Annotated in this window: 9 protein-coding genes and 1 pseudogene; 8 read left to right on the top strand and 2 right to left on the bottom strand. The window is 34.7% G+C overall.

Annotated features, from left to right (window positions below; all coding sequences use genetic code 11):
- Positions 1-69: 69 nt before the first annotated feature.
- Both BLR79_RS07175 and BLR79_RS09130 read right to left on the bottom strand, forming a co-directional pair.
- Positions 70-234 (bottom strand): annotated as a pseudogene (locus BLR79_RS07175) (ATP-binding protein); the annotation flags it as partial.
- Positions 165-722, bottom strand: a complete 558-nt coding sequence (locus tag BLR79_RS09130) for a Mu transposase domain-containing protein (RefSeq protein WP_407643819.1) — start codon at positions 720-722, stop codon at positions 165-167. The gene BLR79_RS09130 and the pseudogene BLR79_RS07175, both read right to left, overlap by 70 nt.
- A 1,109-nt stretch (positions 723-1,831) precedes the next feature.
- On the opposite strand from BLR79_RS09130, the gene BLR79_RS07185 reads away from it, so the two are divergent.
- From BLR79_RS07185 to BLR79_RS07220, 8 genes are all read left to right on the top strand, one after another.
- Entirely contained in the window at positions 1,832-2,962 is a 1,131-nt protein-coding gene (locus tag BLR79_RS07185) for an alpha/beta fold hydrolase (protein WP_092086384.1), read from the top strand.
- A gap of 10 nt (positions 2,963-2,972) precedes the next feature.
- Positions 2,973-3,740, top strand: a complete 768-nt coding sequence (locus BLR79_RS07190; RefSeq protein ID WP_092086387.1) for a glutaminyl-peptide cyclotransferase — start codon at positions 2,973-2,975, stop codon at positions 3,738-3,740.
- A 105-nt stretch (positions 3,741-3,845) separates the two neighbouring features.
- The gene (locus tag BLR79_RS07195) at positions 3,846-5,054 is read left to right on the top strand and encodes an ABC transporter permease (RefSeq protein ID WP_234970857.1); all 1,209 of its coding nucleotides are present in this window, start codon (positions 3,846-3,848) and stop codon (positions 5,052-5,054) included.
- 9 nt (positions 5,055-5,063) lie between these two features.
- Positions 5,064-5,714, top strand: coding sequence for an ABC transporter ATP-binding protein (locus BLR79_RS07200; protein ID WP_092086393.1), 651 nt, complete (start codon positions 5,064-5,066; stop codon positions 5,712-5,714).
- Positions 5,714-7,078, top strand: coding sequence for an ABC transporter permease (locus BLR79_RS07205; protein ID WP_092086396.1), 1,365 nt, complete (start codon positions 5,714-5,716; stop codon positions 7,076-7,078). The genes BLR79_RS07200 and BLR79_RS07205 overlap by 1 nt, the downstream gene beginning before the upstream one ends.
- Positions 7,079-7,712: 634 nt before the next feature.
- Entirely contained in the window at positions 7,713-8,366 is a 654-nt protein-coding gene (locus BLR79_RS07210; RefSeq protein WP_092086398.1) for a response regulator transcription factor, read from the top strand.
- The gene (locus tag BLR79_RS07215; RefSeq protein WP_092086401.1) at positions 8,363-9,676 is read left to right on the top strand and encodes a HAMP domain-containing sensor histidine kinase; all 1,314 of its coding nucleotides are present in this window, start codon (positions 8,363-8,365) and stop codon (positions 9,674-9,676) included. The genes BLR79_RS07210 and BLR79_RS07215 overlap by 4 nt, the downstream gene beginning before the upstream one ends.
- A 567-nt stretch (positions 9,677-10,243) precedes the next feature.
- On the top strand, positions 10,244-13,109 hold a 2,866-nt coding region (locus tag BLR79_RS07220), incomplete at its 3' end, for an adhesin domain containing protein (protein ID WP_143338808.1).

A 13,109-nucleotide genomic window follows, 5' to 3' on the forward strand; every position in this document is an offset into this window, starting at 1 on the left:
TGTCAAGGGCAATTTAAAATTGTAGGTTTTCGGCAATCTAAAAATGTGGGTTTTGGGCAATTTAATTAGTTAGTCACTTTTTAACTTTCCTTTTAGACGGTAGGACTTTCCAGTTATTTTAAAAATCTTCGCATGATGGACCAGTCGGTCTAAGATGGCGGCGGCTATTTCAGTGTTCTGGAAAAGCTCACCCCAGCGGGACAGTGTAATATTTGAAGTGACCATAGTTCGTTTTCAATACAATGTGCGAGTGCCGCATCCCGTTCTTGGGGGTATGTTTGAATGCTCTTTTCCAAGACCATAAACTGATCGCGTACATACCGTTTATACTTTTCCGTTATTTTATCAATAAAGAGAATGGCTGCCTCTTCTTGTTTGAATAGGTCAATCATAGCTGTGCGGTATTTTTGCAGTGTTTTTTCCCGATCACGACCGTGGTTGCGCTTTTTTATCAATTTACCTTTTTCTAAAGAAAGGGTATGCCGCGCAATTTCATCACCTGTAATCTTATGTAGAATAACCAATTCTTGGCCTTTTTCATGAAGATAGACTTGATTTGAACCGTCGGTTTTATAGGTACCAAGCGGTACCGAATAGCGGTTCCCTCTAAAGCGAATCGTATTGTCTTTATTTACGGTAGTTGTTATACTATTTCTGAAAGATATATCTTTGTGTTTGATTGAAGAGACTGGTTTCAAGTGTGCTTTTTCCAGAAGGAACACTGAATCTGGTCTCTTTTTTGTTGTGCCGTGTACTTTATGATTCCCTGTGCGTTCCAGCCAGGAGCGAGATTTCTCATTCCAGTCATCAAGTCCATCATAGACCCGATTCTTTGCGAAGTTAGCCTTTATATAACCGACGACACGTTCAATTTTTCCTTTTGTTTCGGGATCTGACCCGCGGCACAAGTAAACATCAAAACCTAAGGCTTGTTGATATGCTTGAAAGTCTTGGGTGAGTAAAAGGTCTCCGGCGTTCTCACTGACCGCGATTAAATTGTCTTGGTCATAACCATTTCTTCAGGCATTCCACCAAAGTGATGAAAGGCATTTTCATGCGAACGAATGGTATCTTGTGTCGTAAAGGCCCGGTCCAACCATTCAAGATATTTGTAGCGGCTATGCGATAAAACAAAAGAGATAAAATACAGCTTGATTTTTTCTTTGCTTCTTGTCTTTTGCTTCGTTTAACCCCAATCCACTTGGATTTGCGCATCCATCTCTACTTCGGGAATGGCTTCATATTGCCGGATTTTTTTTACGTTTAGGGATCGCATACTGATCTCTCAGATATTTGATATACGATCGTACCGTGCTTGAGCCGACCTGAAGATCCGGATATTCTTCCAATAGCCAGTCCTCAATTTGCGCAGCCGATAAATCGTTGTGCTCCTTCAGCCACTCCAGAATTATGTCTGCATAAGGATCTACTTTCTTGGCTCGATTTTGTAAAGTATATGTCCATTCGGACATTTCCTTAAAGTCCTTTGCCAGATATTTCCTCACCGTGTCTCGATTCACTCCAACTTTTCATTCAATTTGACTTTTATTGAATCCCAATCGATGTAATCGATGGATTTCATGATAAATACTCATCTTTTTTTCGTTCACCTTTCACCCTCCAATTCAATTGATACTGCAAAAGTATAACTGAATTGGTTCTTTTTTGGAATAAAATGCCGAAACTTATCTAGCAATAATTGCTGAATCTAATTTAGCATTAACACCATTTAATAGTTAAAACAAATTTTTTATTTTTCAAATTCCATTTCATATTCATTTTATATAGTTGTGTTAAAGTTAAGCTATCAAATATGAAAGGATGTTTTTATATGAAAAAAAGCATTAAAACAAAATTATTAATTGCATCATTATTAAGTAGTAATTTAGTGGCACTTCCACTATATCCTGTGAATGCAGAAGAAATGGATAATACTGAAATGACAGAAGAAACGGACGAAATGAACGAATCAGATTCATCAGATACTACCATGGAAGAAACAAAGGAAGAGAACATGGAAGGCGGTATGGAAGAAACAACAGAGCCATCTGTGACGACGAAAGAAGAACATGTAGAAGAAAAAGATCCAATTCCAACGGATAAAGAAGAGTTAAAAAAATTAATCAAAGATTATGGTACTAAGATTACGGTTAAAGATTTACAAATGAACGTCTATGAATTAGGTGCAGAACATAAAGGCGAATCTAAAACATTAGTCTTCATGCCAGGTTTAGGTGAAGCCTCTCAACCTTTAACACATAAAAACTTATTGGATGCCTTGGCTAAAAAATATCATATTTTAGTAGTAGAGCCATTTGGTTATGGATTATCTGATGTAAGTAATGAAGAGCGTACAGTCGAAAATATTACCGAAGAGTTACATAGTGCATTAGAACAAATGGACGTTAAAGAATATTATTTAGTGGCACACTCATTATCTGGTTTATATGCTTTAAAATATTCACAAATGTATCAAGATGAAGTCCTAGGTGTGATTGGTATGGACACTAGTACCCCAATGATGAATGGTTTTATGGAAATGCAACACGAAGAAGCACCAATTGATGACAGCGGTCAAGCAACAGATTTACCTGAGATTCCAGATGTCGACGATGAAGTGAATCTTCAATATCAATACATTGCACAATTAAACTTAAATAATGCCGATGTAGTGGATGAGAGTGCTCGTTCAAATCAAGTTTTAAATGATTTCAAAGATGAAAAAATTCCTTCAGGCATCCCAGCATTATACTTATTAGCACAAGATTCTTATGAAGACATCGAAATGCGTCGTGAATTTATGGATAAAATTACGGAAAATTGGGAAATGCAACATAAATTATTATCTGAAAATCCAGACGAAGTTGAAACTCACATTTTAGAAGGGGATCACTTAATTTATATGACACAATATGAAGAAATGGCACGATTAATTGACGAATTTATCAATAATCATAACTAGGAGATAATCGATGAAAAAGAGTTTTATCGTACTGATTTGCTTGTTAATGGCAAATATAGTCTACACAACTGAGGCTTTAGCTGGTGAAGTCAATTTACTTGAAAAGTATCCCGTTAACACACCACTGTTTACTCAAGGATTAGAACTCAATCAAGACAATGAATTAATTTTAGGAACAGGTTTACAAGGACAATCCAAAATAGGAAAGTTTAACTTAGAAACCGGTCAATTAGAAGACGCTCAACTCTTACCACATAAATATTTTGGTGAAGGTCTTACCCATACTGAAAATTATTTATGGCAATTAACTTGGAAGGAAAAATTAGTTCTAAAACGTGATCCTAAAACATTTGAAATATTAGAAGAAATCCCAATGGAAACAGAAGGATGGGGGCTTTGTTATGATTCAGAAAACAAAGTACTTTGGCGTTCGGATGGATCAAGCACTTTATATAAACATGATCCAGAGACGTTTGAAGTATTAGACAAAGTCAAAATTATGAATGGTAAATTAGCAGCTACAAAATTAAATGAATTAGAATATTATAATGGATATATTTATGCGAATCGACTTTATCGTGATGAAATTGTTAAGATTGATACGAATAAAGGAGAAGTGGTCGATCAATATGATGTCCGCTCAATAATCGATGAAACAATGGATGAAGAGCAAATCGCAAGTATTGATACCTTAAACGGTATTGCACATATTAAGGATAATGAATTTTATATTACCGGGAAATTATATCCTTATATCTATAAAGTAACTTTAGATTAAAACGTTAATAAATGATAAAGAGGGGATATTTTGAATATACAAAAAAATGCGTGGGCTTATATTACCCGCAAAAAACACAGAACATTGATTATTTTTCTAATATTGATGTTTATTTTAACAAGTTTATTTACTTGTTTAACGATATTAAATGCGAGTCAACAAATTGAAAATAATGTTTTTAAAATTTCAAACTCCTCTTTATCGATAACTAAAAATGATAGTTCTTCATTTGCGATGAAAGATTTCGAACAGTTAAAGAGTATTAAGGAAATAGAGGACATTAATCCTGAATATCAAAGTCTGGCTAAATTAGTGGATCATCAAGTGATTGAAGGGGAACAACAAATTTTCCGTGAAGATACGCCAGAACAATTATCGAATGTGGTCGATATTCAAGCTACCAATGATTCCCAACGAGACTTGTTATTTTCAAGTGGCGTCTTTACCCTCGTCGAGGGGCAACCGATTAAATCGGATAGTCAACATCATGTACTCGTTCACCAAGCATTTGCCGATAAAAATGGTTTAAAATTGAATGATACCATTCGTTTGCAGTTAGTCGATATCGAAACCTTAAACGTACATGAAACGATGGAATATACTATTAGCGGCATTTTCACAGGTAAAAAGCAAGAGAGTTATACGGGATTAAGTTCAGATTTTAGTGAGAACACGTTTTTTGTCGATTATCAAACCAGTCAGGAACAATTGGGACTCAATAAAGATCAAACGATCATGAATAAACTAACCCTCCATACCGATTCAGTTGAAAATTTAGAATCAGCTCATGAAAAAATCAAAAATTTACCAATTGATTGGTCTAAATATGAAGTCGAAAAAAATGATAAAGCATTCCAAAAGACACTCACTGCCTTGAAAAGTATGCAACAGATTATTGAAATTGTGACTAATGCTATGATTTTAGGTGGATTAACTGTTCTTTCCTTAATCTTAATCTTATGGCTAAGAGAAAGAATCTATGAAATAGGCATCTTCTTAGCTATCGGCATGAGTAAAAAAGTCATTGTTTCACAGTTTATCTTGGAACTACTGCTCGTTTCCTTACCAGCGGCGGTACTTTCCTTTATCCTTGGCTGGCAGCTGAATCAATTTTTCTTAACCGATTTTTTCAATTCGATTACCAACGAAAGTATCGGTAGCCAAATGTTACCGATTGAGAATATCGGTGATAATTTAAACCACTTTGGAATGGCTTATGGCTTATTACTGGTCATAATTTTCTTAGCCGTTATGTTATCCTGTTCGATCATTTTATTAAAAAAACCGAAGACCATCTTATCAGAAATTAGTTAGGAGTTAACAATGAAAATACTTGAATTAAAAAACGTTACGTATCAATATAAAAAGAGCAATGAACAAGTCTTATCGCTAGTGAACCAATCATTTGAGTCCGGCAAGTTCTATGCCATCATCGGTAAATCAGGTGCTGGTAAATCAACCCTCCTGTCTCTATTAGCAGGACTAGATACACCAAGAAGTGGTCAAATATTATTTAAAGATCAAGATATCGCTAAAAATGGTTATAGCTATCATCGCAAACATAATATTTCACTAGTCTTCCAAAATTATAACTTAATCGATTATTTAAGTCCGATGGAGAATTTAAAATTGGTTAATCCGGAAGCGACCAAAGAGAGTTTATTGGAATTAGGCTTAGATGAAACCCAAATTAATCGTAATGTTTTAAAACTGTCAGGTGGTCAACAACAAAGAGTGGCGGTAGCACGAGCATTGGTATCGAAAGCTCCTATTATTTTAGCGGACGAACCAACAGGTAATTTAGACAAGGACACTGCGACTGAGATTATTGACATCTTAAAGGATATTGCGAAACAAAAAGGTAAATGTGTGATTGTCGTTACACACAGTAGTGAAGTAGCGGAAGCCGCCGATATTGTTTTAGAATTGAAAAACAAACAATTGGTTCCAGTCAAGAATAAGGGGGATCAATAATGTTTAAAAATGCGATTGCTTATGTAACAAGAAAAAGCTTAAAATCTTTCATTATCTTTTTAGTCATTTTAGTAATGGCTTCAATCGGTTTAATGAGTGTTTCAATCAAACAATCAACTAATGAAATGATAAGTTCGACCTTTGGTAATATTAATAGTAGTTTCTTAATGGAAATTAACCGCCAAGTCAATTTTGGAACACCTCGTGGTGGTGGTAATGTTAAAGGCGAAGACATTAAGAAAATTTCTGAGACAGAAGTTGTTGATTCATTTGTGAAGCGAATTAACAGTGTCGCAGATTTGGTCGATTATGAGTTAATCGAAACGCCTCAAACAGAACAAAATCAACGAGAAAACTTTAAAAATGCCGTGATGATTACTGGCGTCAACAATTCAGAAAAAGAAACAAAATTCGTCTCAGGTGCCTTCAATTTAATCGAAGGTAGTCATTTAAATGATCAAGATAAAAATAAAGTGTTAATCCATAAAGATTTAGCGCAAAAAAATAATTTAAAGCTTGGCGATAAAATCAAATTAAAATCTAATCTTTATGATGCCGATAATGTCAAGCAAGCCGACGAAACGGTTGAAGTCGAAATCAAAGGGATATTTGATGGCCATAATAAAGGCGGTGTTGTGGCCTCTCAAGAGTTATATGAAAACAATATTATCTCGGATATTGATACCGCAGCTAAAGTTTATGGTTATACTGAAGATACAGCCGTTTATCAAGATGCAACCTTTTTCGTAAAAGGTAACATCAATGTGGATCAAGTAATCAAAACATTATCGAAACTAGACATTGATTGGAGACAATATAATTTAGTTAAGAGTACCGCTAATTACCCGGCATTACAATTATCGATTTCAAAAATCTTTGCAATTACCAACCAATTATTAATCGGTTCATTAGTGTTTGCTGGTATTATTATCACCTTACTATTAACCCTTTGGATGAATGCACGTAAAAAAGAAATTGCCATCATGTTGTCAATCGGTAGAACAAAAGGTCAAATATTCCGCCAACACTTATCGGAGATGATTCTAATTAGTGTACCAGCGATGTTGGGTGCGTACTTACTGACTAATAAAATAGGAACACAGATTAGTAATCTTATCTTAGAAAGAATTAATAATAATATTTTAAATGAAATCGCAGAAAAAGCTGCTTCTAGTCAATTAGGTGCTGGAGCAGAAACAGAAGGATTTACTAAAACAATTTCTGATCTTTCGATTCATGTTGATTTACAATCACTACTATTAGTAGGTAGTTTCATTATGGTAGTGTTAGTAATATCACTCTTTATTTCTTCATATCAAACCATTAGAAAGAATCCTCGTGAATTATTAATCGATACTAAATAAATTTTAAGTGGATATTGGATAGGACAATGTTTTTATCGATATCCACTTTATTATGTTTAGTGACAATATAGTCCTAAAATAGGAAAGGTAAACAATATTTGGCTGACTGTATGTGTGGTGCCTTCAGTTAACCTTTATGTTATCAGTTATTGTTTGGGTAATGAAAACGACTAATCGTAGTTATTTTTTTCTAATGACAAAAATTTAAGTAGTTGAAAAGTTTGAGTAAATGTAGGAAAAAGATTCTAGCTTAATTGTCAATTCAAAAATTTAAATAAATGACTACCAAATGTTGATATACCTTTGATAGAATAAAAAAAGAAAGGTAAGCGGTAGTCGACTATTTGAAAGAATTTATTGCAGTATTCAGGGGTTGCATAGTGTGAGTTACATTAAATCGTTTATTGATAATGAAATTTATGGAACTTTATCGCTTATAATCGTTTAGGCAGTAAAAATCTTTTTAACTATGTCGTTTATACACTTTAAATAGTATTTAGGTGGGGAAATAGATTTGTCGCTTACACACTTTAGAATATTTATAAGATAGCGCATTTTCGGTGAGATATGATTACCAGACAATGCATGTTACCAATGTTTAGTATTGATTTCACTACAAAGAATGGAGGATTATATGAAAATATTGATAGTTGAAGACGATCAAATGATTCGGGAAGGAGTGAGTGAATATTTAAAAGAATATAACTATTCGGTCATTGAAGCCAAAGATGGTGCAGAAGCACTGTCAAAATTTAATGCTGAAATTGATTTAATTATTTTAGATATTCAGTTACCCATTATTAATGGTATTGATGTTTTAAAAGAAATTCGCAAAAAATCAGATTTACCGGTAATCATGCTGACGGCATTTGGCGATGAAGACTATAAAATCAATGCTTTTACACATTTTGCTGATGGCTATATTCAAAAGCCATTTTCATTACCGGTATTAAAAGTTCGTATTGAAACACTTTTGAAAAAATATTATGGTACGACCGATCAGTTTGTTTACAAGGATGTAGAAGTTAACTTTTTAAATTATACCGCCAAGTTAAAGGGTGAAATAGTCGACTTAAAAGCTAAGGAATTGGAAGTCTTAAAATATTTATCCAGTAATGAAGGACGTGTAGTAACCAGAAATCAAATATTAGATAATGTTTGGAAAGAAACGGATGAGATACCGTTTGATCGCGTCATTGATGTCTATATTAAAGAGTTACGCAAAAAATTACAGTTAGATTGCATTGTGACGGTGCGTAACGTCGGCTATAAATTGGAGAGACAATGAAAAAATTAAAAATATTACCCAAAATGTTTATTCAAATCTTTTCGGTGCTCGTACTTTTTATTATGATCATTCACCTTTTAGTATTCTTTATGTTTCCCAAATCGTACTTAGAAACACGCAAACATGAGCTAACAGTTAAGGCAAATGAAATAGCAGAATATTTAGATGGCAAAGATTTAAATTACATTACCCAATCATTAGAATTTTTCTCAAGTAGTAACGATATTAAAGCCTTTATAAAAAAAGGGGTGAATGCGAATGAACTTGCGATTGATGAGGGCATTGATGTGAATTTAAACAGCAATACCAATTCATTAATTGTTGAAGATCGTGCCATTCATTCTAGTAGCGGTGATGAATTAATGATTAACTTTGTTTCAACCGCCGATATGTTAAAGGAAGCCAAATCAATTAGTTTTAAATTTTTACCACTGAGCGTAATATTTTCAATAGCCGTCTCAATCATCATTGCCTTTATCTATGCTAAAATGATTAAGCACAATATAGGCGAAATAAAAGATGTCACCGATCAAATGATGCAACTTGATCGTCAGGCGTATTTAAAGGTGAATAGTGCAGATGAAATAGCAGAATTAAAATTACAAATTAATGAATTATATCGGTCATTGTTAAGTTCAATTGACGACATCGAAGTGAAAAATAAAGAAATCATCAAACTAGAACAGATGAAGTATGACTTTTTAAGAGGATCGTCGCATGAATTGAAGACACCTTTATCACGGATGAAAATTATTTTAGAAAACATGAAATATAATATTGGCAAATATAAGGATCGTGATCTGTATATCGATAAATGCTTGGATATTACCAATGAATTAACTTATAATATTTCACAAATTCTAACTTTTTCATCTTTAGAGTATTTAAAGGATGATGAGGAATGGGTCACTATTAAATCAGTGCTAGATGCGGTCTTAGTAAAATATGATGAATTAGCAATGCGTAATCATTTAACTTTTAACAGCACGATCCAATCAGAACAACTTTTGATTGGCAAGAAAGCACTCAATTTGGTCCTATCGAACTTAATTAGTAATGCGGTTAAATATTCAGAACCTAATAGTGTTATCACGATTGACATTAAAAACGACTGGTTGTGTGTCACCAATATGACTCATTCTGAAGTTAATTTAAAACCGCTAATGGACATCAAATTTGATTTGAATAAAGAAGGTAGTCATGGTTTAGGACTATATATTATAAAAACTTTACTCAAAAATTATGGTATTGAATATGCAGTCGAAAATACTGATCGAACGTTTACCTTTAAAATCAAATTAAATGAATAAACAACAAACTGGTTAATGATGCGATGAGGAATTAAAAAAAGTAGTTTGCCATTATTAAGATAACTGACAAGTGCAATGAATGAATAGTCACTTTCAAAGGAGTTCCGTTAAAAAGTAGTTGAATTTAGATTACAATGAATAAAATATAACAGGTGAATATCGATGTGATAGTGTAGAAAACCTTTCGTCCTATTGAGGATTAATGGCTTCTTACCTCAATCGAAGCTCATCTGTTTTTTTATGCTTAGATTGATTTAAAAATGGAGTAATGTGATGAATCTCAGAGAATATGCAATCCTCTTTAAACGACGTAAAGAAAAGTATAGGAGGGGGATAAGTAATATAGTGACCCCAAAAAGTTAGACATTATTTTAGAGAGAGTTGACCTTTATAGGATGCTCTCTTTTTATAGGCTTAAAATCTGGCTTCCGTCCTTGATCACCCTCACTCATCATCTGTGGAAGTTTGTCAAGAGAAGAAATTCAAAAGGATTATGGACTTGGCTGATATTAACTGTTATGATTTATTTATAATATAATTAATTATATAAGTAAGAAGGTAGGATATATGGACAAACAATACAGATATACATTGCGTAAAACAACCTTAGGACTAGCGAGCGTGGCCATCGCTGCATTTCTAGCTGGGCAGGCGCCAGCTGCATCTGCCGCTGATAGTGATAATACACAACTAACTGATAAAACAGTAGAGCCTGAAGCGCCAGTAGAAGAAAAACCACAAGTAGGGGAAGAAGTCCAAGCTGTAGCTTATGGAGCAGAAGCTCCTACTGCAGAGCCAAAAGCTGCTAAACAACCAACTGAGCCAAACTATGGTGAAGACGAAAAGAAAATCAAAGACTATAATGAATCTGAACGTTATAAACAAACAGACCTCCAACCGGGAAATCCAAATCAGACTCAATATAAAACTGATGAGAAGAAAGTAAAAGACGGGTTTAAATTCGAATTTAAAAACCCATCCGAAGACTCACCAAGTAAGACTGAATATGGTTATCAAATTACCATAGACAAGAAGACTGGTCAAAGAACCTATACCAGTATTACTGTTACAGACGGTGGAAAGGTACCTGTACCAGCAGGTGAAAAACCTATGATGAGCCAAGGAGAAAAACTTACTCCTGGATCTCCTGATGTAACCTATAAGCCAAATGAAAATACAGGAATTACGGCTTCCAGGTCACAAAGAAATTTGAACTATGAGGCCAGTGAAGAAACCTTAAAGCACATTAATAACAAGGATAATGACTCCACTTCTCTTGGCTTTAAAGATAATTACACCCAAGATAACCCAGGAGTGAAGTTTTTTGGAGATAGCTTCGCTTTAGGATATAAGGTCAACCCATGGCCAAATGAAAATGATAAGCTTGAGCAATTAAAATTAAATGGCCAGTACAATGAAAAGGTCTTTGTCCAAGGTCAAGAAATCGACACAGGTATAAAGGTAGATAATATAGATGAAAGTGCCAAGGAAAGACTAGTCGGTCAAGTCTATAACCCTATTACAGGAAAAGTTGTTCCGGGAGCAAGTGCCTATATTAAAAACGGAACTATCCATATCCAGATGCCAGAAGGCGCCCTAAAGAAGGATAAATCTGGCAAGACTGTTATCAATGACGATTCTATCTTCAATACTCCCGACTATAAGGCCCTTCAAAATCTAGATGTCAAATTCTTTGCCCGTCCAAGAACAGCAGAAGAATTTAAAAAGATAGCAGAAACACCAGACGAATTAGGTTACACAGGAACATACACAGGCTCAGAAGCAGGTGCTGCCGACATCAACCACAAAGGAAATAATGTCAAAATCGACAAGCAAGGCATCGACCGCTACGACCACTACAACCTAATCGGAGGCTTCAAGCTAAACCTAGATGATACAAGATACTACGACCAAAGATTTGAAGATGGCAATGGTGATGATACATCTAAGGTGACATCATCAGCAGTTAAACCGGGCGAGCCTTTTAAGGTAGGTATCGTAAAGCCAGAAAATCCAAGTGATACTGACAAGTCTGCGAAAGAAATGAACGAAGCAGAAAGCAAGGGAGAAGCTTCTGGTAAGCTTATCATGGACTTTATCAATCGTGAAAATAAAGGTAAAGCACCAGAAGACCAATGGAAGGTAGATGTTGATCCTAACGATATTGCAAACTTCACGATTACTCCTCCTAAGTCAGCCAAAGCGGGGGACTTTGTAGCAATTCCACTTGAATATACCTATACCAATGGTTCAAAGGACGTACACTGGTTCCACTTTGTTGTTCAAGAGTCACAATACATCAAGCCAGAGTATGATACCCAGGTTAACTTCCCAGTTAATGAGCAAACATCACCTGCAACGGTCACAGAAGATGGCAAGAGAATAACACCAGACCACTATACTCTTCCAGATACACTAGAAACTGACGAGTCAGGCAACAAACTCGCTACAGATGATAAGGGAAATAAATGGACTGTAAAAGTTGATGGAAAAACTGGTCAAGTTACTGCAAAACCAGTAGATCCTACAGCCTTTAATGGTGGTGAAAAGCTTACAGTGCCAGTAATTGCTCACTATGTAGATGAACAAAAACCGGGCGAAGACATCACCGAAGAAGTTAATGCCTACTTTGTGATCGAAGAAAAAGCTAACATGACTCCGCGTTACAATGCTAAAGCAGGTAAAGCTGGAGATGTTCTGACTTCAGATGTTATCCTTAACGAAGAGGATAAGTTCAATAGAAGACCAACTAAGTTCACTTTAGATTCAAATACTTACACCGATGATAAAGGTAATACTTGGAATGTATCAATTGATGAAAACACAGGTACAGTAACTGCAACAGTTCCAAATGCTGAAGATGGAAAATCTATAAATGGAGCTTTACTAAATGTTCCAGTAACAGCACACTATTTTGTTGATGAAGAAGAAGTTGCTATAAAAGAAGCAGAGGTTCAGTTTGTAGCCTATGGATCTAATGGAAAATTTGAAACTAAAGAAACTAAAGCTATAGAATTTGATACAGAATATAAAGTAGATAATTTATTAGCACCAGGTACAGTTGAAGTTGAACAAGATGGTTCACTTGGTGAGGAAGAAATTACAGTAACACACACCATCGTAAATGGCGAGGTTACTAAGTCAGAAGAAGGACAACCAGTTCAAACAAAAGCTCCAGTGAAGAGAATTGTTAAAGTTGGACCTGCTAAGACTGATGGTACACATACTTATACAAGTAAAAAACCATTTGAAGTTGAAGTAAGGGTAAATCCAGAACTTAAGAAAGGCGAACACAAGGTTGTTCAAAAAGGTGTAGAAGGTGAAGAAGAATACACAATTACTATTGAAAATTCAAAAGTAACAAATACTTCTGAACCAAAAGAAACAAAAGCACCAGTTAATGAAATTATTGAAGTGGGAAGTGAAGACTTCA

Source organism: Dolosicoccus paucivorans, assembly GCF_900100125.1.
GTDB classification, from domain to species: domain Bacteria; phylum Bacillota; class Bacilli; order Lactobacillales; family Aerococcaceae; genus Dolosicoccus; species Dolosicoccus paucivorans.

Excerpts from the sequence above, each read along its gene's own strand:
- BLR79_RS07185 (WP_092086384.1), top strand. The coding sequence starts at position 1,832 with ATGAAAAAAAGCATTAAAACAAAATTATTAATTGCATCATTATTAAGT.
- BLR79_RS07215 (WP_092086401.1), top strand. The coding sequence starts at position 8,363 with ATGAAAAAATTAAAAATATTACCCAAAATGTTTATTCAAATCTTTTCG.
- BLR79_RS07190 (WP_092086387.1), top strand. The coding sequence starts at position 2,973 with ATGAAAAAGAGTTTTATCGTACTGATTTGCTTGTTAATGGCAAATATA.
- BLR79_RS07210 (WP_092086398.1), top strand. The coding sequence starts at position 7,713 with ATGAAAATATTGATAGTTGAAGACGATCAAATGATTCGGGAAGGAGTG.
- BLR79_RS07195 (WP_234970857.1), top strand. The coding sequence starts at position 3,846 with ATGTTTATTTTAACAAGTTTATTTACTTGTTTAACGATATTAAATGCG.
- BLR79_RS07200 (WP_092086393.1), top strand. The coding sequence starts at position 5,064 with ATGAAAATACTTGAATTAAAAAACGTTACGTATCAATATAAAAAGAGC.
- BLR79_RS07205 (WP_092086396.1), top strand. The coding sequence starts at position 5,714 with ATGTTTAAAAATGCGATTGCTTATGTAACAAGAAAAAGCTTAAAATCT.